The sequence below is a fragment of the Streptomyces antimicrobicus genome (genome assembly GCF_020532625.1).
GTDB classification, from domain to species: Bacteria; Actinomycetota; Actinomycetes; order Streptomycetales; family Streptomycetaceae; genus Streptomyces; species Streptomyces antimicrobicus.
In genome coordinates this window covers 22,483-47,489 of sequence record NZ_JAJAUY010000011.1, presented here as the reverse complement: position 1 = coordinate 47,489, position 25,007 = coordinate 22,483, and the positions used below count along the sequence as shown (strand labels likewise).

The window sequence follows — 25,007 nt, the reverse complement described above, 5'->3', positions numbered from 1 at the left end:
CTGCCTCGTACCGGCGCGCCTCGACCTCGTCCCGGCGCCCCGGCCCTCACGCGTTCCCGGCGGTCGCCTCGTGACCGCTCCCGACGCGCAGGACGCGCGGTGCGCGGAGCAGCCGCAGCCCGCACGGCCGGAGGTGGTGGCCGGGACCACGGTCGACCACCTCACCGAGACCTACCAGGCGCACTACCGCTCCCTCCTGGGGCTCGCCGCCCTGCTCCTCGACGACACCGCCTCGTGCGAGGACGTCGTCCAGGAGGCCTTCATCCGGGTCCACTCGGCGCGCAGCCGGGTCCGGGACCGCGAGAAGACCCTGGCCTACCTCCGGCAGACCGTGGTCAACCTCTCGCGTTCCGCGCTGCGCCGGCGCATCCTCGGGCTGAAGCTGCTGTCCAAGCCGATGCCTGACATGGCGAGCGCGGAGGAGGGCGCGTACGACCTGCTGGAGCGGGACGACCTGATCAAGGCGATGAAGAGCCTGCAGCGGCGGCAGCGGGAGGTTCTGGTGCTGCGGTACTTCGCGGACATGACGGAGTCCCAGGTCGCCGAGACCCTCGGCATCTCCCTGGGCTCGGTGAAGGCGTACGGATCGCGGGGCATTGCTGCGCTGCGGGTGGCGATGGAGGCCGCGCAGTCATGAACGAGCACGACGGTCCCACCCGGCACGACGGCCCCGCGGAGCACGCGGCGCCGGACGAGGTCCGCGGCGGGCACGCCGAGGCGCACGCCGACGCACACACCGGCGCGCACGCCGGTGGGCCGGACGCGGAGCAGGAGCGGCTGCGGGCCCTGTTCCACGCGGCGGTCGACCAGATCCAGCCCGCGGCCGGCTCCCTGGACCGGCTGCGGCACGCGGTCCCCGCGCGCCGGGCCCGCCGCCGGCAGACGCTGGTCGGGGCCGCGGCGGCCGTCCTGCTGGCCGGCGCCGGGATCCCCGCCACCTTGCACCTGGCGGACGACGCGCACGGCCCCGACACCGCCGGCCCGGCGACGGCCGGACACCAGCAGGACGCCGTCGGCCGCGTCGACGGCGGCTCCGACCCGCACGCCACCGGCTCGGGCGACCTGCGCAACCCGCCGCGGCACCCCGCGACGGGCGGCCCCGACACGGCCGGCCCCGACCGGCGGCCCGGCACCAGCGCCGGACCCGAGCAACCCCCGGGCACCGGCCCGGCGCCCGGTACGACGCCGAGGAACCCCGGCCCGCTGCCCCCCGCCCAGGCCCCGGGCACCCCCGAGTGCGGCGCCGGGCAGCTGGGCGTCGCCGGCACCGCCGGCCCGCCGGACGCGGACGGCAAGGTCTACGGCAGCTTCCGGGTCACCAACGTCTCGGGCACGGCCTGCGAGGCCACCGGCCTCGACACGGTCACCTCGGCGGCGGGCACCACGGTCCTGCGGCACTCCGCGAGCGACCCCGCGACCGGCCTGCCCGACCCTTCGTACGAGGCGTCCTCGCTGTTCCTGCCGCCGGACACCTCCTACGAGATCCGCTTCGCCTGGGTGCCCTCGGGCCAGTCCTGCCCGGCCCCGCCCAGCCCCACTCCGGCGGGCGGCGCGGGCGGCGCGGGCAGCGCCCCGGGCGCGCAGGCGGCCGGTGGCGGCGAGGTGGCGGGCCCGCCGTCGGGCTCCACCGGCGTCCCGGTCACCTTGACCCCGCGGCCCGGCGCCCCCGGCACCCAGACCACCGTCCCGTCGGCCTGCGGCGGCACCGTCTACCGGACCGGCCTGCTCCCGGTGGCCCCGCCCACGCCGTAGCGTGGCAGCCCGTGCCGTGGCCGTACCCGTAGCGGGCCGCCCGTGCCGTGGCCGTAAGCCGCCCGCGCGCGGGTCTACGGCGTGGCCGGGCCTTCCGCTCCGGCCGGCAGCAGGCCCGCCTCGGCGTCGCGCAGGGTCTCGGTCTCGCGGCGGTACAGGCGGAACCACATGAAGAGGACGAACGCGGCGAAGACGAACCACTCGCCGGTGTAGCCGAGGTTCTGGAAGGCCTTCAGGTCCAGGCCCGTACCGGTCGGTGCCTGCACCGGCACCGGAGTGAGGCCGTCCGCCGGGGTCTGCACCGTCAGCCACGCGTCGTACAGCTCGTAGGGGACCAGGTTGACCAGCGACGCGGCGCCGATGACGCCCAGCTGGCCCGGCGGCAGGCCGCCCTCGGCGTGCACGCCCTTGCTGCTGGAGCTCTCGGCGGCCTGGAGCGCGCCGACGACCTCCACCCGGCCCGTCGGCGGGGCCGGGGCCCGGGACGCGTCCGCCGCGCCCGGCAGCCAGCCGCGCACCACCGGCACGGCCTTGCCGCCGTCGGTGCGCAGCAGCGTCAGGACGTAGAAGCCGGACCTGCCGTCGAGGCGGCGTTCGGGCACCAGGAACTGCTCCGCGTACTGCCCGGAGACCGAGGCCGGCCGACCCGAGGTCCTCTTGTCCACCGGCAGCAGCGAGTCCAGCGGCGCCGCCGCCTCGGACGCCGGCCGCTCGGCGGTGGCCTCGCGGTGCGAGTCGACGCGGTCCTCGAACCGGCCGAGCTGCCACGACCCCATGAAGAGGCAGACGGGGACGGCCAGCACGACGAAGAGGTTGATCCCCCACCAGCGCGGGGTCAGCAGAAACCGGTGCACCCCTCCACGGTACGGGGGGTGCACCGGTCGTCCGGCCGCGGGGCCGCTCACCCGGCCGCCGGCGGGCTCACGCCCGGCGCGGCAGGTGCTTCAGCGCGAAGTCGAGCTCCATCCGCAGCTGCTTGATCCGCTCGGACACCACCAGCGAACCGTGCCCGGCGTCGTAGCGGTACACCTCGTGCACCGCGCCGCGCGCCGCCAGCCGGTCGACGTAGTGGTCGATCTGCCGGATCGGGCAGCGCGGGTCGTTGACCCCGGCCGCGATGTGGACCGGGGCGCGCACCGCGTCCACGTACGTCAGCGGCGAGGACGCCGCCCACCGCTCCGGCACCTCCTCCGGGGTACCGCCGAACAGCGTGCGGTCCAGCGCCTTCAGCGTCTCCATCTCGTCGTGGTACGCCGTCACGTAGTCCGCCACGGGCACGGCCGCCAGCCCGACCGCCCAGGCCTCCGGCTGGGTGCCCAGGCCCAGCAGCGTCAGGTAGCCGCCCCAGGAACCGCCCGAGAGCACCAGCCGCGCGGGGTCGGCCAGGCCCGAGGCGACGGCCCACTCGCGGACGGCCGCGATGTCCTCCAGCTCGATCAGGCCGACCCGGTGCTTGAGCGCGTCCGTCCAGGCCCGGCCGTAGCCGGTCGAGCCCCGGTAGTTGACCCGCACGACCGCGAAGCCGTGGTCGAGCCAGGCCGCCGGGCCCGCCGCGAAGGCGTCGCTGTCGTGCCAGGTCGGGCCGCCGTGGATCTCGAAGATCGTCGGGAACGGGCCGTCGCCGTGGCCCTGCGGGCGCTGGGCGAGCGCGTGGATCCGGCCGCCGGGACCGTCCACCCAGGCGTCCTCCACCGGCACCGAGCGCGGCGCCTTCAGACCGGGCAGCTCCAGCACCACGCCGCCCGCGGTGGACCGTACGGACGAGGGCTCCGCGGCGGAGGACCACTGGTACTCCACGGTCCCGTCGGGCCGGGCGGAGGCGTCCGAGACCGTGCCGGGCGGGGTCTCCACCCGGGTCAGGGCCCGCTCGGCGAGGTCGTAGCGCCACAGTTCGCTGCGCGCCTCGAAGCCGTGCGAGACGAGCAGGGCCGAGCCGTCGGGGTACCACTGGGCGCCCACGTCGCCGGGCAGGTCGATCTCCAGCGGCTGCTCGGTGCCGGCCGCCACGTCCCAGATCATCGGCTCCCAGCGGCCGCGCCGCTGGTGGCAGACCAGCAGCCGGGTGTCGCCGGCCACCGGCGCGAAACCGAGGACGGACAGCCCGAGCTCCTCGGTGCCGCCGCGGGTGTCGTCGAGTTCGGCGACGGTCTTGCCGTCGAGGGCGACCACGCGCAGCGAGGAGTGCATGGAGTCACCGTGCTCGGTGTGCTCGATCGCGATCAGCGTGCAGTCGCGGGACAGGTCGCCGACCACCGCGCTCTCGCGGTGCCGGTAGATCTCCACCGGTTCGGCACCCGGCCGGCACACGTAGATCGTGGAGCCCTCCTCGTCGGTGGAGCGGCCGACGACCGCCGTGCCGTCCCGGCCGAGGGCCAGCCCCTCGGGGTAGGCGGGGGCCAGCCCCGGCGTGGCCGGCTCGTCGGGGCCGCCCGTGAAGGGCTGGCGCACCCACGTGCCGAACTCGTCGCCGTCGGTGTCGGAGAACCACCAGATCCACTCGCCGTCCGGGGACAGGGTGCCGTCGGTGGTGCCGTTGGGGCGGTCGGTGACCTGGCGCCGGGCGCCGGTGGCGCGGTCCCAGGCGTAGAACTCGTAGGTGCCCGTCTCGTTCGAGATGTACAGCGCCCGGTCCGGGGCGTCCTCGGCCCATTCGGGCATCACCACCCGGGGCGCGCGGAAGCGCTTCTCCCAGTCGGGCATGTCGGACGTGGCCGAAGTCGCGTCGGTCGCGTCGGTCGCGTCGGTCGGGTCGGTCGCATCGCTGGTCATGAGGACATTCTCGGCGTCCGGCGCACCGGGCCGCCGCCGGTTCGCCCGGTTCCGCCCCTGGGGGCACGCGCCGCCCTAGGGTGGGCGGCATGCGGATGATCGTGCGCGGTGCCCGGCTGTACGGCGGGGGCGGCGAGCTCTCGCCCTCCCTGATGGACGTGGAGGTGGGGGAGGACGGCCGCGTCGCGCGCGTCGTCCCGTACGACGACCAGAAGGAGCCGCCGGCCACCGGCGTCCTGATCGAGGCGCACGGCGACCTGCTCAGCCCGCCGTTCGTCGAGCCGCACATCCACCTGGACACCGCCCTGACGGCCGGCGAGCCGCGCTGGAACGCCTCCGGCACGCTCTGGGAGGGCATCGCCTGCTGGAGCGCGCGCAAGCAGAGCCTGACCCGCGAGGACGTGGTCGCCCGCGCGACCGAGGTGCTGCGCTGGCAGGCGGCCCAGGGCGTGCTGCACGTACGCACCCACTGCGACGTGACCGACCCGCAGCTCACGGCGCTGGACGCGCTGGTGGAGGTGCGCGACCGGGTCCGGGAGGTGATGACGCTGCAGATCGTCGCGTTCCCGCAGGAGGGGATCGTCTCCTTCCCCGGCGGCCAGGAGCTGATGCGGACGGCGGTCGCCCGCGGCGCGGACGTGGTCGGCGCGATCCCGCACTTCGAGGACACCCGGGAGGACGGGGTGGCCTCCTTGCACCTGGCGTTCGAGCTGGCCGAGCGGCACGGGCTGCGGGTGGACGCGCACTGCGACGAGATCGACGACGAGCAGTCCCGCTTCGTGGAGGTCATGGCCGCCCTCGCGCTGCGCACCGGACTGCGCGACCGGGTCACCGCCTCGCACACCACGGCCATGGGCTCGTACAACGGGGCGTACAGCTACAAGCTGCAGCGGCTGCTGCGCCGCTCGGGCGTGCACCTGGTGTGCAACCCGTTCGCGAACCTGGCCCTCCAGGGCCGGTTCGACGGCTACCCCAGGCGGCGCGGCCTGACCCAGGTCAAGGAGATGCTGGGCGCGGGCGTGAACGTGGCCTTCGGCCACGACGACGTCATGGACCCGTGGAACCCCCTGGGCACCGGCAACCCCTTGCAGACCGCCCTGACCGGCCTGTACGCCGCCCAGTTGACCGGCGCGGACGAGATCCCGACCGCCTTCTCGATGGTGACCGACCGCGCGGCGGCCGTCCTGGGCCTGGCGGACTACGCGATCGCCCCGGGCGCCCCGGCCTCCTTCGTCCTGCTGCCGGCCCGCACCCCGTACGACGCCCTGCGCCGCCAGGTCCGCCCCACCCACGTCGTCTCCCACGGCTCGGTCCTGGCCACCACCGCGCCCACCCCGACCCGCCTCACCTGGCCGGGGGAGCCCCCGGCGGAGGTCTCGTTCGCCCGTCCCCTACTGTGATCGACAAGTGGGCCCACGACGAGGGGGAATCGGCATGGACACGTGGACGGACCTGGGGCAGGGACCGGCCGGCCGGGCGGCGGGGGCGGCGCGCGAGCTCGCGGCCGAGTACGCCGACGAGGCGCTGCTGAACCACTCGATCCGCTCCTACGCCTTCGGCAAGGAGTACGCCCGCCGGCACGGCCTCGCCTTCGACGAGGAGCTGTTCTACGTGGCGGCCCTGCTCCACGACCTGGGCCTGACCGGCGCGTTCGACAACCACGCGCTGCCCTTCGAGGAGGCCGGCGGCCATGTGGCCCGCGCCTTGACCACGGGCCTGGGCTGGCCGGCGGCGCGGCGCGCCCGCGCCGCCGAGGTGATCGTCCTGCACATGCGGGACGACGTCACGGCCGCCGAGGACGTCGAGAGCCACCTGCTCCAGGTCGGCACCAGCGCGGACGTCTCCGGCCTGCGCGTGGCGGAGTTCGACCAGGGCTTCGTCACCGCCCTCCTGTGCGCCCACCCCCGTCTGGGCTTCGGCCCGGCCTTCCTGTCCCTGGTCGAGGACCAGGCGGACCGCAAGCCGGCGTGCGCGGCGGCCGACCTGGTGCGCGGCGGCGTGGCCGGCCGCATCGCCGCGAACCCGCTGGACCGGCCGGCCTCGTGACCCGTTCCGCCGGCAGGTGACCGACGGAGCCGGGAGGTCCGGGGTCAGCCCCGGCCCTCGGTGAGCGCCTTGAGCGCCACGTTGAGCTCCAGGACGTTCACCCGCGGCTCGCCGATGAAGCCGAGCACGCGCCCCTCGGTGTGGTCGGCGACGAGCTGCTCGACCCGCTGCACGTCGAGCTGGTTGCGCTCGGCGACCCGGTGGGCCTGGAGCCGGGCGTACTGCGGGGAGATGTCCGGGTCCAGGCCGGAGCCGGAGGAGGTGACCGCGTCGGCGGGCACGTCCTCGGGCCGGACCCGGTACGTGGCGGTGGAGTTGTCGGCGACGACCGCCTCCTTGGCCTCGGTGACCGCCTTGACCAGGTCCTCGTTGTCCCCGGCCTTGTTGGTGGCGCCGGAGACGAGCAGCGCGTACTGCCGGTTGAGGGTGTTGCTGCCGAGCCCGCCGGAGGGGCGCGGCTGGAACCACCTCAGGTCCGGCTCCGCCGCCTCCGGCGGATTCTGCGCGTCCTGCGACTCCCGCGGGTCCTGGGGCAGGTCGTAGCGCTGCCCGATGAGCGAGGAGCCGACCACCCGACCGCTCGCGTCCTTGACCTCGGAGCCGTTGGCCCTGCCGGGGAAGAGGCCCTGGGCGACGCCGGTCACGGCGAGCGGGTAGAGCACGCCGCACACGACCGTCAGGGCCAGCAGCGCCCGGAGGCCGGCGCCGAGCAGCCGGGCGGTGTTTGCTACGGAAGTGTTCATGACGATCAGCCGATTCCGGGGACGAGGGAGAGGACGAGGTCGATGAGCTTGATGCCGACGAACGGGGCCACCAGACCGCCCAGGCCGTAGACGGCCAGGTTCCGGCGGAGCATCCGGTCGGCGCTGGTCGGCCGGTACCGCACGCCCCTGAGCGCGAGCGGCACCAGTGCCACGATGACCAGCGCGTTGAAGACGACGGCGGACAGGATCGCGGACTGCGGCGAGGCCAGGCCCATGATGTTGAGCTTGTCCAGGCCCGGGTGGGCGACCGCGAACATCGCGGGGATGATCGCGAAGTACTTCGCGACGTCGTTGGCGACGGAGAACGTGGTCAGCGCGCCGCGGGTGATCAGCAGCTGCTTGCCGATCTCGACGATCTCGATGAGCTTGGTCGGGTCGGAGTCGAGGTCGACCATGTTGCCGGCCTCCTTCGCGGCCGACGTACCGGTGTTCATCGCGACGCCGACGTCCGCCTGGGCCAGCGCCGGGGCGTCGTTGGTACCGTCCCCGGTCATCGCGACGAGCTTGCCGCCCGCCTGCTCCCGCTTGATGAGGGCCATCTTGTCCTCGGGGGTGGCCTCGGCGAGGAAGTCGTCGACGCCCGCCTCCTCGGCGATCGCCTTGGCCGTCAGCGGGTTGTCACCGGTGATCATGACGGTCTTGATGCCCATGCGGCGCAGCTCCGCGAAGCGTTCCCGCATGCCCTCCTTGACGACGTCCTTGAGGTGGACCACGCCCAGCACCCGGGCGCCCCTGTCGTCCTCGACCGCCACCAGCAGCGGCGTACCGCCGACCTCGGAGATCGAGCCGGCCAGGGCGTCGGCGTCGTCCGCGACGGTGCCGCCCTGCGCGGTGACCCAGGCGATGACCGAACCGGCCGCGCCCTTGCGGATCCTCCTGCCGTCCACGTCCACGCCCGACATGCGGGTCTGGGCGGTGAACGGGACCCAGGTGGCGTGCGCCAGCTCGCCCCGGTGGCGCTCGCGCAGGCCGTACTCCTCCTTCGCCAGGACCACGATCGAGCGGCCCTCGGGGGTCTCGTCGGCCAGCGACGACAGCTGCGCGGCGTCGGCGACCTCGGCCCGGGTGGCGCCCTCGACGGGGACGAACTCGGCCGCCCTGCGGTTGCCGTAGGTGATGGTGCCGGTCTTGTCGAGCAGCAGCGTGGAGACGTCACCGGCGGCCTCGACCGCCCGCCCGCTCATGGCCAGGACGTTGCGCTGCACGAGCCGGTCCATGCCCGCGATGCCGATCGCGGACAGCAGGGCGCCGATGGTGGTCGGGATCAGGCAGACCAGCAGCGCGGTCAGCACGATCAGGGAGGTCTGCCCGTCGGCGCCGGCGTGGATCGCGAACGGCTTGAGCGTGACCACGGCCAGCAGGAAGACGACGGTGAGGGACGCCAGGAGGATGTTGAGGGCGATCTCGTTGGGGGTCTTCTGCCGGGAAGCACCCTCGACCAGGCCGATCATCCGGTCGATGAACGTCTCACCCGGCCGCGTGGTGATCCTGACGACGATCCGGTCGGAGAGCACCTTCGTCCCGCCGGTGACGGCCGAACGGTCGCCGCCGGACTCGCGGATGACCGGGGCGGACTCCCCGGTGATCGCCGACTCGTCCACGGAGGCCACGCCCTCGACCACGTCGCCGTCACCGGGTATGACGTCGCCTGCCTCGCAGACCACCAGGTCGCCGATGCGCAGGTCGGTGCCCGGCACCGGTTCCTCGGCGCCGTCGGCGGTCAGCCGCCGCGCCACGGCGGCGGTCTTGGCCTGGCGCAGGGTGGCGGCCTGGGCCTTGCCGCGGCCCTCGGCGACGGCCTCCGCGAGGTTGGCGAAGAGCGTGGTCAGCCACAGCCAGCCGGCGATCGCCCAGCCGAACCAGTCCGCCGGGTCCTTGACCGCCAGCACGGTGGTGACCACCGAGCCGACGAACACCACGAACATGACCGGCGACTTGACCATGACCCGGGGATGGAGCTTGCGGATCGCGTCCGGCAGGGACCTGACCAGCTGCGCGGGGTCGAAGAGGCCGCCGCCGACGCGGCCGGCCGCGGGCCCGTGCCCGGCCGGGACGTCGTCGTGCGGGGCGCGGACGGGGGTGATGGTGCTCATGCTGCGAGCCCTTCGGCGAGCGGACCCAGCGCGAGGGCGGGGAAGTAGGTGAGACCGGTGACGACGACGATCGTGCCGACGAGCAGACCGGCGTAGAGCGGCTTGTCGGTGCGCAGCGTGCCTGCCGTCTGCGGCACCGGCCGCTGCTCGGCGAGCGAGCCGGCCAGCGCGAGGACGAAGACCATCGGCAGGAAGCGGCCCAGCAGCATGGCGAGGCCGATCGTGGTGTTGTACCACTGCGTGTCGGCGTTCAGGCCGGCGAAGGCCGAGCCGTTGTTGTTGGCGCCGGAGGTGTACGCGTACAGCACCTCGGAGAAGCCGTGCGCGCCGGGGTTGAGCATCGAGTGCGGCGGGGTCGGCAGGGCCATGGCCATGGCGGTGAAGCCGAGCACCAGCGCGGGGGTGACGAGGATGTAGCAGGCGGCCAGCTTGATCTCGCGGGTGCCGATCTTCTTGCCGAGGTACTCGGGGGTGCGGCCGACCATCAGGCCGGCGAGGAACACCGCGATGACCGCCATGACCAGCATGCCGTAGAGGCCGGAGCCGACCCCGCCGGGCGCGATCTCGCCCAGTTGCATGCCCAGCAGCTGGATGCCGCCGCCGAGGCCGGTGTAGGAGGAGTGGAAGGAGTTGACCGCGCCGGTCGAGGTCAGGGTGGTGGCGACCGAGAAGATCGCGGAGCCGCTGATGCCGAACCGGGTCTCCTTGCCCTCCATCGCCCCGCCCGCGACCTCGAAGGCCGGACCCTTGCCGGCGAACTCGGTCCACATCATCAGCGCGGTGAACCCGAGCCAGATGACGGCCATCGTCGCGAGGATCGCCCGGCCCTGCCTGGCGCTGCCGACGAGCGTGCCGAACGTACGGGTCAGCGCGAAGGGGACGACCAGGATCAGGAAGACCTCGAAGAGGTTGGAGAACGGGTTCGGGTTCTCGAAGGGGTGGGCGGAGTTGGCGTTGAAGTAGCCGCCGCCGTTGGTGCCCAGCTCCTTGATGACCTCCTGCGAGGCCACCGCCCCGCCGTTCCACTGCTGCGAGCCGCCCGCGAACTGCCCGACCTCGTGGATGCCGGCGAAGTTCTGGATCGCGCCGCAGGCGACCAGGACGAGCGCGCCGACCACGGCGAGGGGCAGCAGGATGCGGAGGGTGCCGCGCACCAGGTCGGCCCAGAAGTTGCCGAGCTCCCCGGTACGGGACCGGGCGAAGCCCCGGACGAGCGCCACCGCCACGGCCATGCCGACGGCGGCGGAGACGAAGTTCTGCACCGCCAGGCCGCCGGTCTGCACGACGTGGCCCATGGCCTGCTCGCCGGCGTACGACTGCCAGTTGGTGTTCGCCACGAAGGAGGCGGCGGTGTTGAAGGCCTGGTCGGGGTCGATCGAGGCGAAGCCGAGCGAGCCGGGCAGGACGCCCTGGAGCCGCTGGAGGGCGTAGAGGAAGAGGACGCCCACCGCGGAGAAGGCCAGGACGCCGCGCAGGTAGGCGGGCCAGCGCATCCCGGCGTCGGGGTCGGCGCCGATCGCCTTGTAGATCCACCGCTCCGGCGCGTAGTGCCGGCCGGAGGAGTAGACCCGGGCCATGTGGTCGCCGAGCGGCCGGTGGACGAGGGCGAGGGCGCCGACCAGCGCGAGCAGCTGGAGCACACCAGCGGTCTGGGGACTCATGCGGGACTCAGAACCTCTCCGGGTACACGAGGGCGAGGACGAGGTAACCCAGCAGGGCGACCGCTACGGCGAGCCCGACGACGTTCTCGACGCTCACAGCTTCGCCACCCCCCTGGCGACGAGACCCACCAGCGCGAACACCGCGACCGTGGTGAGGACGAAGGCCAGATCGGCCATCGCGAGCTCCTGGATGAAGTGAGGGGACGGAATCGGCCGGACCGGCCGGAGACCATCTCAACCCGGCCGGAACGGGCCGCCGAGGCTCCTTGACGGCCTCCATACGGGGGCGGGCGCCGTCTTGACGGGACCCTGACGCGGGGCGCGCGTGCGTCGCCTCCGCGCGCCGGACGCCTCCGCCGCGCCGGACGTCTCCGGCGTCAGGCTCGGGCGCGCCACTGCCCACGCACTGGGCCGAACCGTCCACATACTGACCACGCCCCGCCGTTACCGGACTGATGCGAAGGCAGAACGCCCCCAACTGGACCTGCCGCGAACCCGGTTGCGAGACCCCCGGCCGCGCGGCGCACCGGGCGCCCCGTTCCGACTTGACGAAGCGGCCGCGCCGCGACTTAGGTACGCCTTACTTAATCACCGGCATACGAACCCCTTGCGTGCCAAGGACGGAGGCAGACCCGTGGCAACGATCACCACCGCACCCGACGGTGTCGCCCCGACCCGGTCGGGCCCCACCGCCGAGGAGACCCCGGCCTGGATCCTGATCGCCCTCGGCGTGCTCGTCGCCGGGGCCCTGGCCGCCGTGTGCTGGATGTCCGGCCACGTCCACGCCGACGACACGCTCCGGACGGCGGCCCGGTTCCTGCACGTGGCCGCCATGGTCGTGGGCCTCGGCGCCGTCCTGGCCGTCGACTGGTACGCCGTCCTGTGGCTCCTCGGCCGCCGCCGCCTCGCCGACATCCTCGGCACGGCCACCACCCTCCAGGTCCCCATCTGGGCCGGCCTGACCGGCCTGATCATCAGCGGCCTCTTCCTCCACCCGGACCTGTCCTCCCCCCTGACCCGGACCAAGCTCGCCCTGGTCCTGGCCATCACGGTGAACGGCCTCCTGGCCCACCGCCTCGCCGAACGCCTGGCCCCGTACCGCGACACCCACCCCCCGCGCCCCCTCCTGGCCCGCTCCGCGACCTCGGCCGCCGTCAGCCAACTGGGCTGGTGGGGCGCCTGCCTGATCGGCTTCGCGAACAGCCAGTCGTGAGCCCCGGGGCGGCCACGCCAGGCCGACGCGCCCCGTCACACTGCCTGTCGGCCGACCCCCCGTCCGGGGGGCGGCGGGCTCAGGGAGCCGTCAGGGTCGTGGTCAGGGACTGGAACCAGGCGCCGTAGGAGAACGGGGGCGGTGGGGCCACCTCCATGCCCAGTTCGGCGGCGGCCAGGGCGTAGTCCGCCTCGTCCAGCGGGAGCGCGAGCAGCTCGTGGAGTTCGCCCACCAAGCGGGCGATCAGCTGGGGGTCGGTGGTGGCGGCGTAGTTGGCGACGGCGGCCTCGTGGTCGGGGAACTCGTCCACGACGTCCTGCGAGAACCAGCCGCCCAGCAGCTGAGCGGTCTCCGGGAAGCGGGCGTGCCACTCCCAGTGGGTCTGCGGTGACGCCGGCGGAGGTACGTCGCCCTCCTCGACGCTCTGCTTCAGGTGGTCCGCGAGCACCACGAGCCAGTCCCGGATCGCGGCCTGCGGCATTCCGGTGTCCGGTACGGCGTAGAACTCGCCCAGTCCGAGCCGGATCCGCCCTGGAGGGTTGCGGCTGTACTCACGCAGCTGGCGCTCCGCCTCGGCAATGGCCCAGGGGCGGGTGTGCCAGGTGTGGCGCAGATAGGCGTCCAGCGCGCGGCTGCGCCGCTCCGGGGTGTCGTCGGCCGGCTGACCGAGGTACGCGCGCATCACCTGGTCGAGCTCGCCGTAACGCCGGTCGTGTTCCAGGGGCTTCATGGACATGGTCGTGGGCCCCTACAGGTAGAACGGAACGGTGGTCTGGACGACGAAACCGTGCGGACTCGACGCCTCTCGGCGCAGCACGACGCGTGCGGCCCGGACGTCGACCGGTCCGCGCCCGGCCAGCAGGTCGCCTTCCAGCTGCACCCGGCCCACGGGCTCCTCCCGGGACGGCCACGCAGCCTCCAGGGTGAGGCGGGCCCGGGTGCCCTGGGCCAGCCAGCGGTGGACGACCTGCTCGTTGGCGGTCACCACCTGCTGCGTCGCCCACTGGGCGGTCTCCCGGTCGGGGTAGGAAGCGGAACGGGTCAGCACAGGGGCATCCTCTCAAAGCACCTCAGGGGGGACGGGCGCCCGGTCCGGCGCCCGGCTCCGGATCAGTAGTCGGCGAAGTTCCAGAACAGGCCCACCTCGGCCGCCGAGACCACCACCAGGCCGCTGTCCTCGGTGTAGACGCTCAGCGGGCTGTAGCTCCAGTCCGAGACCGTGAAGTCGAGCGCGCCCTCGCTTCCCGCCCCTGCCCGGCGGACGTTGGTGTGGCAGGAGTACGCGTCGCCGTAGCGGGCGAGGACGGTACGGGCCATGGCGCGGAGCTCCGTCGGGCTCTCCGGGAAGCGCTCCAGGTTGGACAGGGTGCAGCCGTCGTCCGTCAGGGCCAGGAGCAGGTCCTCGGCGCTGCTGCGGTCGATCTCGTGGAGACGTTCGGCGAGGTACTCCGGCGTGAGGTCGCGGAAGGGGTACGCCGGGCGCGCCGACCGTTCCGGGTTCTCCGCCTCGTCGTCGAGCCCCGCCCAGCCCCGCGGGTCGGGGACGGAGCGGCTCATCACCGCGAGGACGTCGAGCCGCCAGTCCTCGTGGCGGCGCGGCCCGGTGGCGACGTACGCGTAGGCGTCCTCGTACAGGTGCCGCACCGCGGCCTCCCAGGACGCCTGGTCGGTCCGGCCGGGTTCGTCGCCCACGTCGGGCTGGTCGTCGTCGGCAGGCATGGGGTGCGGGCCTTCCTCAGGGCTTGTACGGCATGGACGTCATGATCGTGAACGGCGGGTTCCTGCTGCTGTCGTAACGGATCCGCGTGTCGATGCCGTTCACGTCGACCGCCTTGGCGTTGATGCCGCCCTGCTTGTAGCCGGACATCGGGTCGTTCGGGTCCGTGGGCTGCTTGCTCACGCTGCGTCCGCTGGTCTCGCCGTTCGGCGCGGTGGCGTAGAACGACTTGACGTCGCCGTCGGCCGGCGGCGGCGGGCCCTTGATCCAGGCCTCGATCGCGGAAGCGTTGTGGTTGAGGTTGTACTCGGTCAGCTGCTCGGCCCGCTGGTAGTTCGGGAAGGACGACGAGCTGCCGATCTTCGGCTTGCCGTACGGCCAGGCCTGCGTCGGCCCGTTGGCCTGCTGGTCGCGCAGACGCTGCGCGAGCTGCTCGTCCGTCTTGCCGACGTGCTTGTCCAGCGTGTGGCCGTCCGCCATGTACTCGTTGGCACCGAGGTTCAGGTCGTACGCGCCGTTGGAGTCGATCTTGAGCCAGATCTGGGAGCCCTTGAACTCCTCCAGTGCCCGGGCGCCGAAGCCCGTCGCGCGGGCCACACCCGCCTCGAACTTGGGCGCACTGAGGTACGCCTCGTCCAGGGGCTCCTTCAGCGCCTCCATCCGCGTGGTCAGGCCGCCCAGGATGCCGGTGTACTTGTCCACGATCCGGTTCAGCTTGGCCGTGTCGATGTTCAGGACCGTCTTGACGTCGAACGACAGGACCAGCCCCGCGCCCTTGCCGATCACGGACGTGACGGTGCTGAGGATGCTCTTGGGGTCCTTGGGTTTGGCGAGGTCTTCGAGGATCTCCTTGGCGGCCTTCCACATGGCCCGGTGGAGTTCCTCCGCGACGTCGTGGTTCAGCTCGACGGCGGCCTCGGCGTACTCGCGCAGGATGGTGGCGATCTTGTCCGCGGTGTCCTTCAACACGGCCATCACCGGCTCGCTGCCGGTGGGGACGCGGGGGGTGCCCGGGCCGGAGTTGGCCGTCTGGCCCCACTGGTAGCCGTGCCGCGACTGCCCCCAGGCCGTCGCGCCCCACAACGCGCTGCAGAAGGTCCGCATGGCGGCTTCCCAGTCGGCCTGCTGGTGATTGGTGATGGTGTCGACGATCTGCGTGAGGCGGTCCGCCCCCATCGCGCCGGCGATGGAGGCGTTCATCCAGCTGTGGCACAGGGAGTTGAGGTAGTGCTGCTGCGGGAAGGGGTAGACGTCCGCCACCTTCCCGACCCGGAACACGTGCTTGCACAGCGGATGGAGGACGTCCCGGACGATGTCGGGAATGCCCTCCATCAGACCACGCAGGATGTCGTCCCCGCCGTCGTCGTCGCCCCACTTGATGTCCGGCACGGAGCCGAAGTTCGGCTCCTTGTCGATCACCGCGGGCCGCGGGCGCTGCTCGGCGGTCTTGCCCGGTTGCGGATGAGCCGCCGCGTCCGCCTTGGTGTAGGCGTTGGCCGTCTCCGTGAAGCCGACGGCGACACCGCCGACGCTGAGCACGGACCGGCTCCAGACCTCGAGCCAGCGGTTGCCGATCTTCTTGTACGCCTGGGCGAACTTCTCGGCCTCGGTGCCCGCGCCTCCGGCGTCCGGGTACTTGCGCAGCTCCTCCAGGAGCGTGTTGGCGCTCCGGACCAGGAACTCCTGCTGCGTGGCGACCTGGCCCGAGACCCGCCAGAGGTCCGTCGGCTTGACGTCGATCGCCCCGTTGCCGCCCGGCGACTGGGCGGGGGCCGAGGGGCCGGCCATCAGGCGCCGCCTCCCCAGCCTTCGAGGACGGAGCGGTTGGCGGCGGCGTAGTTCAGGTGGCCCTTGACGACGACCTCGTGGAGCCATGCCTGGGCGGCCTTGAGGTCGTCGGCGGAACGGCTCCACTTGTCCAGCTCGTCGATGAAGGCCTCGCGGGCCTCACCGTCCCAGCTGAGGACGACCTTCGTGGCTCGCTCGTACAGGGCGTCCAGCTTCTCGTTGAGGGCGCGGAGGATGTCCTCCAGGTCCCCCGAGAGCCGCTGCAGAGTGGCGAAGTTGACGGTGATCCGGTCTTCGTCGGACATGGTGCTGCTGATCCCCCGTGGTTCAGACGTCCAGGATGCGACTCTTCGACGGGCCGGCCGTGGCCGCGGGCTCCGGGTCCGGCACGGTCAGGGCGCGCGCGGCCGCCGCAACGTCCTCGGTGTCCTGCATCCGCTTGATCCGCGCCAGGTTCTCGAGCTCCTGCTCCGTGAAACCGTCCCGCGAGGCGCGCATGGCCTCTTCGAGCAGGACCATCACCTGACGGATCCTTACGGCGTCCTCGGCGACCCCGCGGTGCAGCGACCGGTACGCCGTGGCCGTCGGCCCCTGCCAGCCGGCGGCGATGCTGTCGACGACCTGGTCCATGCGGCGCGTCTGCTGCTCCAGGTGGCGCTGCATGTCGTCGAGGTCGTTCGCCAATGTGCCGAGGTCGTCGCCCGAGACCTCAAGATCGGCATCACGCACCCTGAGCCCCCACTCTCACCACGGTCGTACGGTCCTGATCACGTACGGGAGATCACTCTAGTGGCTGACGTTCCTCAGCCCACCGAGGATCACCTGGGCGGAGCCGGGCCGGGCCGGTGCGATCGGCCCGTGGACCTGCTTGATCGCTGTCGCCGGCGAGAACGCCCGTGAACGCCAGCAGGGGCTCGATCCGCGATGCGGATCAAGCCCCTGATCTGGTCTTACGAAGTCGGGGTGGCGGGATTTGAACCCACGACCTCTTCGTCCCGAACGAAGCGCGCTGCCAAGCTGCGCTACACCCCGATCGTCGCTTCGGCGGTCCTGCTGCCCTGGCGACATCGATTACTTTAGCGGACCCGCGCGCAGAGACGAAATCCGGTTTTCGCGGGGCTCGGTGATCATGGGATCGGCCGGGGTCAGGGTCAGCAGGGTGGCCTCCGGGGGGCAGGCGAAGCGGACCGGGGTGAAGCGGTTCGTGCCGCAGCCCGCCGAGACGTGGAGGTAGGCGCGGTTGCCCTGGGCCTCGTGCGTGGACAGGCCCTTCACGCGGTCGGTGTCGAGGTCGCAGTTGGTGACCAGGGCGCCGTAGAAGGGGACGCACAGCTGGCCGCCGTGGGTGTGGCCGGCGAGGATCAGCGGGTAGCCGTCGGCCGTGAAGGCCTCCAGGCTGCGCAGGTACGGGGCGTGCACCACGCCCATCGAGAAGTCGGCGTCCGGCTCCGGACCGCCCGCCACCTGCTCGTAGCGGTCCCGCTTGATGTGGGGGTCGTCCAGGCCCGTGAAGGCGAGCTCCGCGTGGCGCAGCTTCAGCCGGGCCCGGGTGTTGGTCAGGTTCAGCCAGCCCGCCGCGTCGAAGGCGTCGCGGATGTCCTCCCACGGGTTGTGGACCGCGCCGACGACCGGCTTGTTCCCGTTGAGGCCGTGCCGGCCCTGGGCCTTCTCCAGCAGGTAGCGGGCGGGGTTGCGCAGCCGCGGTCCGTAGTAGTCGTTCGAGCCGAAGACGTAGACGCCGGGGAAGTCCATCAGCGGGCCGAGCGCGTCCAGCAGCTCCGGCACGCCTTCGGTGTCGGAGAGGTTGTCGCCGGTGTTGACCACGAGGTCCGGCCGGAGCCCGGCCAGCGACTGCAGCCAGGCGCGCTTCTTGCGCTGGCCGCGGACCATGTGGATGTCGGAGACCTGCAGGAGGCGGATCGGGCGCATGCCGCGCGGGAGGACCGGGACCGTCACCCGGCGCAGCCGGAAGGACCTCGCCTCGAAGCCGGCGGCGTACGCCACTCCTGCGGCTCCCACCGCCGCGAGTCCGGCGGTGACCTTGAGCGGGATTCCGTAACGCGCGCGCATGGGGACATGGTCGCAGACCCGGCACACCGGGAAAACGAGTGGGCGCGGGCCGTGCCGCACCTGGCAGACTCAAGTCATGACCACGCTCAAGGCCAAGCTCCAGGAAGACCTCACGACCGCCATCAAGGCGCGCGACGAGCTGCGCTCGTCCACGCTCCGGCTGACCCTCACCGCCATCTCCAAGGAGGAGGTCGCGGGCACCGAGGCGCGCGTGCTCTCCGACGACGAGATCCTCAAGGTGATCGCCAAGGAGGCGAAGAAGCGCCGCGAGGCCGCGGAAGCCTTCGCGCAGGGCGGCCGTCCGGAGCAGGCCGAGCGCGAGACCGCCGAGGGTGAGGTCCTGAACGCCTACCTGCCCAAGCAGCTCAGCGACGACGAGCTCGCCGCGATCGTGGCGGAGGCCGTCGCGGAGGCGAAGGCGGGCGGCGCCGAGGGGCCGCGGGCCATGGGCGCCGTCATGAAGATCGTGAACCCGAAGGTGGCCGGACTGGCCGAGGGCGGCCGCGTCGCCGCCGCCGTGAAGCAGGCCCTCGCCTCCTAGCCGGCCGCGGCTCCTGGGCCTCCCGGGCCGACCGCCGCTCCCGCCGCCCGCGCACCGATGTGCGAAGGCCCCCGGTCGATCCTCGACCGGGGGCCTTCGCGCGTCACGTCGCCGTCCGGGGGCTCAGTCCCGGCCGCCGGGGCCGCGCCCGTCCGTCGGGCCGCCGATCACGCCGCCCGGCCCGAGGGTGATCCCCGGGAACGGGTTGGTCGTCCCGCCCGTCGTCCCGCCGGTGGTGCCGCCGGTGGTCGTGCCCGGGCGGGTGTCGCCGGGCTTGTTGTCGCCGGGCCGGTTCGGCTTGCCGGGCTTGTTCGGGCGGGTCGGCTGGGTGGTGCCGGGGCGGCTGCCGCCCGCGGCGCCGCCGTCACCGACGTAGACGGTCTGGAAGGTCAGCGCCTCGTGGCCGGCCAGGGCGCCGGTGACGGCCTGCTTCCAGATCGGGCCGGGCAGGCAGCCACCGCAGACCTCGGCGTAGTACTGGCCGCCGATGGTGATGTTCTCCATCGACACCTGCTTGGCGCCGCCCGAGCCGAGCCAGGTCGCGCCCGAGATGTTCGGGGTGTAGCCGACGAACCAGGCGTTGTAGCGCTCGTCGGTGGTACCGGTCTTGCCCGCGCTCTGCCGGTCGGTGAGGCCCGCCTGGGCACCCGTGCCGGAGTCGACCACACCGAGCAGCAGCGTGTTGATGGTGTCGGCGGTCCGCTCCGTCATCACCCGCTCGCACCTGGACTTCGGCACCTGCAGCGCCTTGCCGTGCGCGTCGGTGATCGACTCGATGGCGACCGGGGTGCAGTGCACGCCCCGGTTGGCGAAGGTCGCGTACGCGTTGGCCATGGTCAGCGGCGACATGCCCTCGGTGCCCAGCGCGATCGAGGGCACCTCCTTGAGCTTGGTGCCGTCGGCCGGGATGACGCCGAGCTTGGTGGTCAGCTGCGTCAGCGGGCACAGGCCCACCTCGGAGATCATCTCCACGAAGTAGGTGTTGACGGACATCGCCATGGCGTCCCGCATGCCGTACGGGCCGACCTCGGAGGCCTTCTCGTTCTCCACGTGGTCGCGCGGGAAGCTGTTGTTGACCCAGGTGCCGTTGCAGGTCTGCACCGGGCTCGGGTAGTCCATCTCGAACGGCGACTGGTAGACCTTGGTCGCCGGGATGCCCTGCTCGATGGCGGCGGCGGCCACGAACGGCTTGAAGGTCGAGCCGGTCGGGAAGCCGAAGTTCGAGCCGCCCATCCGCTTGTCGACCGAGTAGTTGATCTGCGTCTCGTTCTTGCCGAAGCCGTACGGCTTGGACTGGCCCATGCCGAGGACCCGGCCGGTGCCCGGCTGGACCAGGGTCACGGCGGTGGCGACCTTGTCCTCCTGGTCGACGTGGTCCTTGATCGACTCGTTGACGGAGTCCTGGGCCTTCGGGTCCAGCGTGGTGCGGATGGTCAGACCGCCCTGGTTCCACAGGCGGCCCCGCTCCTCGCGGGTCTTGCCGAAGACCGGGTCGGTCAGGAACGTGTTGCGCACGTAGTCGCAGAAGAAGCCGGCGCCCTTGACCGCGGTGATGCAGCCGTTCTTGGGCCGGGTCACCTTGAGCTGGATCGGCCTCTTCTTCGCCTCGTCGGCCTCGGCCTGCGAGATGTCCTTGACGTCGGCCATGCGCTGCAGGACGACGTTGCGCCGCTTCATGGCCTCGGCGGAGTCGTTGACCGGGTCGTACCGGCTCGGCGACTGCACGACGCCGGCCAGCAGCGCGGACTCCTCCAGGGTCAGGTCCTTGGCGGGCTTGCTGAAGTAGCGCTGCGAGGCGGACTCGATGCCGTAGGCCTGCTGCCCGAAGTAGGTGATGTTGAGGTAGTTCTCGAGGATCTTCTTCTTCCCGAGCTCCTCCTCGACCTGGATCGCGTACTTCAGCTCGCGGACCTTGCGGCCGAGGCTCTTCTCCTGCGCCTCGCGCACCTTGCTCTCGTCGTCGCCCGCCTCCTCGACGAAGACGTTCTTGACGTACTGCTGGGTCAGGGTGGACGCGCCCTGCGCGGCGCTGCCCTCCTGCGCGTTGCGGTTGACCGCGCGCAGGATGCCCTTGAGGTCGACGGCGCCGTGCTCGTAGAACCGGGAGTCCTCGATCGCGACGATCGCCTTCTGCATGTACGGAGAGATGGCGGTCAGCGGCACCACCTGCCGGTCGCGCGAGTAGACGGTGGCGATCAAGCCACCCTCGGCGTCCAGGATCGTGGTGCGCTGGCTGAGCGGCGGAGTCTTGAGATTGGCCGGGATCTCGTCGAAACCCTCGACCGTGCCCTTGGCCGCCAGACCGAAGGCGCCGGCGGCCGGAATGGCCAGGCCGGCGAGCACGACTCCTGCGAGAACGGACACTCCGAGGAACTTGGCGGCCTGATGGCTCCCCGAGAGCCCTGCGCCCGAGCGCTTCTTTCCCATGGAGGGCAGCCTACGTTCTCATTCGCCGGACAGACGTATATGCCTTGGCCTAAGCTGCTCCCAACTGTCACAGCAGTGCGGTGCGACATCAACCCCTCGGCTTGATTTTCACCCTTCCCGAATGGGGTGGACTCATGTCCGATTCTTGTCGGCCGCAGGGAACGGGTCCCGGTGATTACACCCGAATTGCCGGAATGGTCGGGCATGTCGCCGGATCACTCCGTCGGGTGATCTGCCGCTTACCCATAGTCCGTTCGGACCATCCAAGATTGGGCCCGTCGGGGGTGTTGCACCGTCCTCGCCTTCCGTAACGTCCTCAACTGGCAGCGGTGAATATGCCGCTGCCGCCGTGGGGGAGCCTCGATTCGGGAGAGGACGGCGCCGGGATGGGCTGGGTAACCGACTGGAGTGCGCAGGCAGCCTGCCGCACTACCGATCCGGATGAACTGTTCGTTCAAGGAGCGGCACAGAACAGGGCCAAGGCGGTGTGCACCGGATGTCCGGTGCGGACCGAATGCTTGGCGGACGCGCTCGACAATCGTGTCGAGTTCGGCGTGTGGGGCGGAATGACCGAGCGGGAACGCCGTGCGCTGCTGCGCAGGCGCCCCACCGTCACCTCGTGGCGGCGGCTGCTCGAAACCGCCCGCACGGAGTACGAACGCAGTACGGGCATCCTCTCCGTGGACGTCGATACGGAAGTTGACGTTCCGTACGAGACGTACGCGGCCGCCGGGTAGGCGGCCGGAACGGTGACCACGCCGCGTCCCGCGCGCCAGCACGACGCGGAACGCGGAACGCGTGGTTCACCCCGTGGCGAGGCGTACCCCGATGGCCCGCAGCCCGGCGAGGTCGTGCACATCGCCGGGCAGGGCCGCCACTTCCGTCACCGGCACGTCAGGATGCAGTGACGTGAAGCGGTCGCGCGTGCGCTGCTCACGCGCGATGACCTGCATGCGCTCGGCGTGCAGGCGGAGCAGTCCTGCGGTGATCTCGTCGGCCGTGATCCCGTCGGCCGTCATGTCGTCGGCCGTGGTCTCGGTGGTCCGTGCCGCCGTGGTCGCGTCGGCCGTGGTCTCGTGGGCCGTGGTCCGTGCCCCCGTGGTTCCCTCGGCCGTGACCTCGTCCGCGTGCGGGGGAGGGCCCGCGTCGGGGTCACGAAGTCCATGTTTCCCGGGCCCCTGATCCACAATGCCGCCCTCTTCAAGATTCTCTGCGGCGGCCAGTGCCCGCTCCGCCGAGAGCTGGTCGGCACCGCTGCCGTGCACCCGGTTCAGCACCAGCCCCGCCAGCGGCATCCGGTCCGCGGCCAGCCGCTCCACGAAGTACGCCGCCTCGCGCAGCGCGTCCGGCTCGGGCGCCGCGACCACGAGGAAGGCCGTCCCCGGCGCCTGGAGCAGCCGGTACGTCGCGTCGGCGCGGGTGCGGAAGCCGCCGAACATCGTGTCCATCGCCGCCACGAACGTCTGCACGTCCTTCAGCAGCGAGGCCCCCATCAGCTTGCTGAGCGTGCCGGTCATCATCGACATGCCGACGTTGAGGAACTTCATCCCGGCCCGGCCGCCCACCTTCGCCGGCGCCATCAGCACCCGGATGAACGTGCCGTCCAGGAACGACCCCAGGCGCTTGGGCGCGTCCAGGAAGTCCAGCGCGGAGCGGCTGGGCGGGGTGTCCACGACGATCAGGTCCCAGTCGTCACGGGCCCGCAGCTGCCCGAGCTTCTCCATCGCCATGTACTCCTGCGTGCCCGCGAAACCGGCCGACAGGGACTGGTAGAAGGGGTTCGCGAGGATGGCCCGGGCCCGCTCGGCGTCCGCGTGCGCCTCGACGATCTCGTCGAAGGTCCGCTTCATGTCGAGCATCATGGCGTGCAACTCGCCGCCGCCCCCACCCGTGGCGCCCGTGCCCGTGCCGCCCGCCTCGGCGCCGTCCGCGTCGGTGCCGGCGTCCGCGCCGCCGCCCTCGATGCCCGTCACCCGCCGCGGCGTGTTGTCGAGCGAGTCGATGCCCATCGACTGCGCCAGCCGCCGGGCCGGGTCGATCGTCAGCACGACCACCTTCCGCCCCCGTTCGGCGGCCCGCACCCCGAGCGCCGCGGCCGTCGTGGTCTTGCCGACCCCGCCGGCGCCGCAGCAGACGATGATCCGGGTCCCCGGATCGTCCAGCAGCGCGTCCACCGCCAGCCGCGGCGCGGTCCCGACGGCCGTCCGGCCACCGGGCTCGCCCGTGCCGGTCCGCGTACTCGCCGCCGCGCCCGCCGCCGCGCCCGCGCCCGTCGCCGCGCCCGTCCCCGTGCCCGTCTTCGTGCTCGTCGTCCCCGCGGTCATCACTCGTCGCCCTGCTTCCGCAGCTCCGTGGCCAGTTCGTACAGCCCCGCCAGGTCCATGCCCGCCCCCAGCAGGGGCAGTTCGTACGTCGGCAGGCCCAGGCCCGCCAGGACGGCGCGCTGCTCGCGCTCCAGCTCCACCCGCCCGGCGTGCTCGGCGGCCTGCTCCAGCAGCGGGTCGACCAGCCGTTCGGCCAAGCCCCCGCGGCGCGCGCCGCCGAGCCCCGCCCGAGCCAGGGCCTGGGCCACCTCGCCGCGCCGCTCGCCGGCCGCGGCCCGCAGCGTCTCCTCGTCGAGGTGGTGCGGGCGGACCTTGTTCACCACCACCCGGCCCACCGGGAGCCCGGCCTCGCGCAGTTCCGCGATGCCGTCCGCGGTCTCCTGGACGGGCATCTCCTCCAGGAGCGTCACCAGGTGGACCGCGGTCTGCGGCGACTTCAGCACGCTCATGACCGCCTGTGCCTGGTTGTGGATCGGCCCGAACCGGGCCAGCCCCGCCACCTCGTCGTTGACGTTCAGGAACCGGGTGATCCGCCCGGTCGGCGGCGCGTCCATCACCACGTGGTCGTAGACGAACCGCCCGGCCTTGTCCTTGCGCCGCACCGCCTCGCACGCCTTGCCGGTCAGCAGCACGTCCCGCAGACCGGGCGCGATGGTGGTCGCGAAGTCGATCGCGCCCAGCTTCTTGAGCGCCCGGCCGGCCGAACCGAGCTTGTAGAACATCTGGAGGTAGTCCAGCAGCGCCCGTTCCGCGTCGATCGCGAGCGCGTGGACCTCCCCGCCGCCCGGTGCGACGGCGATCTTGCGCTCCTCGTAGGGGAGCGCCTCCGTACCGAAGAGCTGTGCGATGCCCTGCCTGCCCTCGACCTCCACCAGTAGAGTCCGCCTGCCCTCGCGTGCGAGGGCGAGCGCGAGTGCCGCGGCGACCGTGGTCTTCCCGGTTCCGCCCTTGCCGCTGACCACCTGGAGCCTGCTCACAGCCATCGAGCGTAACCACTGGGTCCGCACGGCCGGGCGTCCGGGGCGGGCATGGGCGCGTGGCGTCAGGCACTACGCTCGCTCCCATGACCAAGAAGTTCGAATACGCGACGGTCCCGCTGCTGGTCCACGCCACCAAGCAGATCCTGGACACCTGGGGCGAGGACGGCTGGGAGCTCGTCCAGGTCGTGCCCGGCCCGAACAACCCCGAGCAGCTGGTGGCCTACCTCAAGCGGGAGAAGGCATGAGCGGCGCCGTCGAGGCCAAGCTCGCCGAGCTGGGCCTGACCCTGCCCGAGGTCGTCCCGCCGCTGGCCGCGTACCAGCCGGCCGTGCGCTCGGGTTCGTACGTCTTCACCGCCGGCCAGCTGCCGATGGTGCAGGGCAAGCTGCCGCTGACCGGCAAGGTCGGCGCGGAGGTGACCCCGGAGCAGGCCAAGGAGCTGGCGGCGACCTGCGCGCTGAACGCCCTGGCCGCCGTGAAGTCCGTGGTCGGTGACCTGGACCGGATCGCCCGCGTGGTGAAGGTGGTGGGCTTCATCGCCTCGGCCCCCGACTTCACCGCCCAGCCGGCCGTCCTCAACGGCGCCAGCGAGCTGCTCGGCGCCGTCCTCGGCGACAAGGGCGTGCACGCCCGCAGCGCGGTCGGCGTCGCCGTCCTGCCGCTGGACGCGCCGGTGGAGGTCGAGATCCAGGTCGAGCTCACCTCGGCCTGACGCATCCGGGCGCGGTCCGGGCACGTCCCGGACGCGCCCCGCGCGGATCCCGCGCCCGTCCGCTCCTCGGGGCGGGCGGGGAACGCGGCTCGCCCGAGGACGGCCCCTCCGGGAACGGGCTCCCCGGGGAACGGCCCCTCCGGGAACGGC

At 72.4% G+C, this 25,007-nt stretch carries 24 protein-coding genes, 1 tRNA gene and 1 pseudogene; 9 read left to right on the top strand and 17 right to left on the bottom strand.

Annotated elements, in window-relative coordinates; translation table 11 throughout:
• Nucleotides 1-70 precede the first annotated feature (70 nt).
• Both LG632_RS04945 and LG632_RS04940 read left to right on the top strand, forming a co-directional pair.
• Nucleotides 71-637 (top strand): SigE family RNA polymerase sigma factor, encoded by a 567-nt coding sequence (locus tag LG632_RS04945; RefSeq protein ID WP_226725508.1) that lies wholly within the window; start codon nucleotides 71-73, stop codon nucleotides 635-637.
• The gene (locus tag LG632_RS04940) at nucleotides 634-1,752 is read left to right on the top strand and encodes a hypothetical protein (RefSeq protein ID WP_226725506.1); all 1,119 of its coding nucleotides are present in this window, start codon (nucleotides 634-636) and stop codon (nucleotides 1,750-1,752) included. Before LG632_RS04945 ends, LG632_RS04940 begins: the two co-directional genes overlap by 4 nt.
• A gap of 74 nt (nucleotides 1,753-1,826) precedes the next feature.
• Here the strand turns inward: LG632_RS04940 and LG632_RS04935 are convergent, their stop codons facing one another.
• Nucleotides 1,827-2,606 carry an SURF1 family protein gene (locus LG632_RS04935; RefSeq protein WP_226725505.1) on the bottom strand — a complete coding sequence of 260 codons (780 nt, stop codon included), beginning with the start codon at nucleotides 2,604-2,606 and terminating at the stop codon, nucleotides 1,827-1,829.
• Between the two features lie 67 nt (nucleotides 2,607-2,673).
• A complete protein-coding gene (locus tag LG632_RS04930; protein ID WP_226725558.1) occupies nucleotides 2,674-4,452 on the bottom strand; it encodes a S9 family peptidase in 1,779 nt (592 codons plus the stop codon).
• A 158-nt stretch (nucleotides 4,453-4,610) separates the two neighbouring features.
• On the opposite strand from LG632_RS04930, the gene codA reads away from it, so the two are divergent.
• Complete coding sequence (codA, locus tag LG632_RS04925; protein ID WP_226725503.1) at nucleotides 4,611-5,921, top strand: cytosine deaminase; 1,311 nt, start codon at nucleotides 4,611-4,613, stop codon at nucleotides 5,919-5,921.
• Between the two features lie 34 nt (nucleotides 5,922-5,955).
• Nucleotides 5,956-6,567: an HD domain-containing protein gene (locus LG632_RS04920; protein WP_226725501.1), complete on the top strand. Its 612-nt coding sequence runs from the start codon at nucleotides 5,956-5,958 to the stop codon at nucleotides 6,565-6,567.
• Between the two features lie 44 nt (nucleotides 6,568-6,611).
• Here the strand turns inward: LG632_RS04920 and LG632_RS04915 are convergent, their stop codons facing one another.
• The 4 genes from LG632_RS04915 to kdpF are packed head-to-tail and all read right to left on the bottom strand — an operon-like array spanning nucleotide 6,612 to nucleotide 11,182.
• Nucleotides 6,612-7,310 carry a potassium-transporting ATPase subunit C gene (locus LG632_RS04915; protein WP_226725500.1) on the bottom strand — a complete coding sequence of 233 codons (699 nt, stop codon included), beginning with the start codon at nucleotides 7,308-7,310 and terminating at the stop codon, nucleotides 6,612-6,614.
• Between the two features lie 5 nt (nucleotides 7,311-7,315).
• Nucleotides 7,316-9,424 carry a potassium-transporting ATPase subunit KdpB gene (gene kdpB / locus LG632_RS04910; RefSeq protein WP_226725498.1) on the bottom strand — a complete coding sequence of 703 codons (2,109 nt, stop codon included), beginning with the start codon at nucleotides 9,422-9,424 and terminating at the stop codon, nucleotides 7,316-7,318.
• A complete protein-coding gene (gene kdpA / locus LG632_RS04905; RefSeq protein ID WP_226725496.1) occupies nucleotides 9,421-11,085 on the bottom strand; it encodes a potassium-transporting ATPase subunit KdpA in 1,665 nt (554 codons plus the stop codon). Before kdpA ends, kdpB begins: the two co-directional genes overlap by 4 nt.
• Before the next feature lie 7 nt (nucleotides 11,086-11,092).
• The gene (gene kdpF / locus LG632_RS30480; RefSeq protein ID WP_125645268.1) at nucleotides 11,093-11,182 is read right to left on the bottom strand and encodes a K(+)-transporting ATPase subunit F; all 90 of its coding nucleotides are present in this window, start codon (nucleotides 11,180-11,182) and stop codon (nucleotides 11,093-11,095) included.
• A 537-nt stretch (nucleotides 11,183-11,719) separates the two neighbouring features.
• Here kdpF and LG632_RS04895 point away from each other — a divergent pair.
• On the top strand, nucleotides 11,720-12,298 hold the full coding sequence (locus tag LG632_RS04895) for a hypothetical protein (RefSeq protein ID WP_226725495.1): 579 nt from the start codon (nucleotides 11,720-11,722) through the stop codon (nucleotides 12,296-12,298).
• A gap of 79 nt (nucleotides 12,299-12,377) precedes the next feature.
• Here LG632_RS04895 and LG632_RS04890 read toward each other — a convergent pair whose 3' ends face one another.
• The 8 genes and pseudogenes from LG632_RS04890 to LG632_RS04855 form a co-directional block, all read right to left on the bottom strand.
• Nucleotides 12,378-13,034 (bottom strand): contact-dependent growth inhibition system immunity protein, encoded by a 657-nt coding sequence (locus LG632_RS04890; protein WP_226725493.1) that lies wholly within the window; start codon nucleotides 13,032-13,034, stop codon nucleotides 12,378-12,380.
• A gap of 12 nt (nucleotides 13,035-13,046) precedes the next feature.
• Complete coding sequence (locus tag LG632_RS04885) at nucleotides 13,047-13,346, bottom strand: RNase A-like domain-containing protein (RefSeq protein WP_226725491.1); 300 nt, start codon at nucleotides 13,344-13,346, stop codon at nucleotides 13,047-13,049.
• A 62-nt stretch (nucleotides 13,347-13,408) separates the two neighbouring features.
• Nucleotides 13,409-14,017 (bottom strand): hypothetical protein, encoded by a 609-nt coding sequence (locus LG632_RS04880; RefSeq protein WP_226725489.1) that lies wholly within the window; start codon nucleotides 14,015-14,017, stop codon nucleotides 13,409-13,411.
• A gap of 16 nt (nucleotides 14,018-14,033) precedes the next feature.
• Nucleotides 14,034-15,803, bottom strand: coding sequence for an RNase A-like domain-containing protein (locus LG632_RS04875; protein WP_226725488.1), 1,770 nt, complete (start codon nucleotides 15,801-15,803; stop codon nucleotides 14,034-14,036).
• Entirely contained in the window at nucleotides 15,803-16,108 is a 306-nt protein-coding gene (locus LG632_RS04870) for a WXG100 family type VII secretion target (RefSeq protein WP_226725486.1), read from the bottom strand. Before LG632_RS04870 ends, LG632_RS04875 begins: the two co-directional genes overlap by 1 nt.
• A 22-nt stretch (nucleotides 16,109-16,130) precedes the next feature.
• A complete protein-coding gene (locus LG632_RS04865; protein ID WP_226725485.1) occupies nucleotides 16,131-16,532 on the bottom strand; it encodes a WXG100 family type VII secretion target in 402 nt (133 codons plus the stop codon).
• Between the two features lie 229 nt (nucleotides 16,533-16,761).
• Nucleotides 16,762-16,835 (bottom strand) — tRNA-Pro (locus LG632_RS04860).
• Nucleotides 16,836-16,937: 102 nt separating this feature from the next.
• Nucleotides 16,938-17,873: pseudogene (locus LG632_RS04855) on the bottom strand (metallophosphoesterase); the annotation flags it as partial.
• 76 nt (nucleotides 17,874-17,949) lie between these two features.
• Between LG632_RS04855 and LG632_RS04850 the strand changes: the two are divergent.
• Nucleotides 17,950-18,414: a GatB/YqeY domain-containing protein gene (locus tag LG632_RS04850; protein WP_226725483.1), complete on the top strand. Its 465-nt coding sequence runs from the start codon at nucleotides 17,950-17,952 to the stop codon at nucleotides 18,412-18,414.
• 123 nt (nucleotides 18,415-18,537) lie between these two features.
• Here the strand turns inward: LG632_RS04850 and LG632_RS04845 are convergent, their stop codons facing one another.
• Nucleotides 18,538-20,841, bottom strand: a complete 2,304-nt coding sequence (locus LG632_RS04845) for a transglycosylase domain-containing protein (RefSeq protein ID WP_226725481.1) — start codon at nucleotides 20,839-20,841, stop codon at nucleotides 18,538-18,540.
• A 386-nt stretch (nucleotides 20,842-21,227) separates the two neighbouring features.
• Here LG632_RS04845 and LG632_RS04840 point away from each other — a divergent pair, with 386 nt between their 5' ends.
• Complete coding sequence (locus LG632_RS04840; RefSeq protein ID WP_226725556.1) at nucleotides 21,228-21,578, top strand: WhiB family transcriptional regulator; 351 nt, start codon at nucleotides 21,228-21,230, stop codon at nucleotides 21,576-21,578.
• A gap of 66 nt (nucleotides 21,579-21,644) precedes the next feature.
• Here LG632_RS04840 and LG632_RS04835 read toward each other — a convergent pair whose 3' ends face one another.
• Both LG632_RS04835 and bagA read right to left on the bottom strand, forming a co-directional pair.
• Entirely contained in the window at nucleotides 21,645-23,165 is a 1,521-nt protein-coding gene (locus tag LG632_RS04835; protein ID WP_226725480.1) for an ArsA family ATPase, read from the bottom strand.
• The gene (bagA, locus tag LG632_RS04830) at nucleotides 23,165-24,142 is read right to left on the bottom strand and encodes an ATPase BagA (protein WP_226725479.1); all 978 of its coding nucleotides are present in this window, start codon (nucleotides 24,140-24,142) and stop codon (nucleotides 23,165-23,167) included. Before bagA ends, LG632_RS04835 begins: the two co-directional genes overlap by 1 nt.
• Nucleotides 24,143-24,228: 86 nt before the next feature.
• Here bagA and sp36 point away from each other — a divergent pair, with 86 nt between their 5' ends.
• Both sp36 and LG632_RS04820 read left to right on the top strand, forming a co-directional pair.
• On the top strand, nucleotides 24,229-24,390 hold the full coding sequence (sp36, locus tag LG632_RS04825; RefSeq protein WP_007264966.1) for a Sp36 family protein: 162 nt from the start codon (nucleotides 24,229-24,231) through the stop codon (nucleotides 24,388-24,390).
• Nucleotides 24,387-24,857, top strand: coding sequence for a RidA family protein (locus LG632_RS04820; protein WP_226725477.1), 471 nt, complete (start codon nucleotides 24,387-24,389; stop codon nucleotides 24,855-24,857). The genes sp36 and LG632_RS04820 overlap by 4 nt, the downstream gene beginning before the upstream one ends.
• The last annotated feature ends 150 nt before the right edge of the window (nucleotides 24,858-25,007 follow it).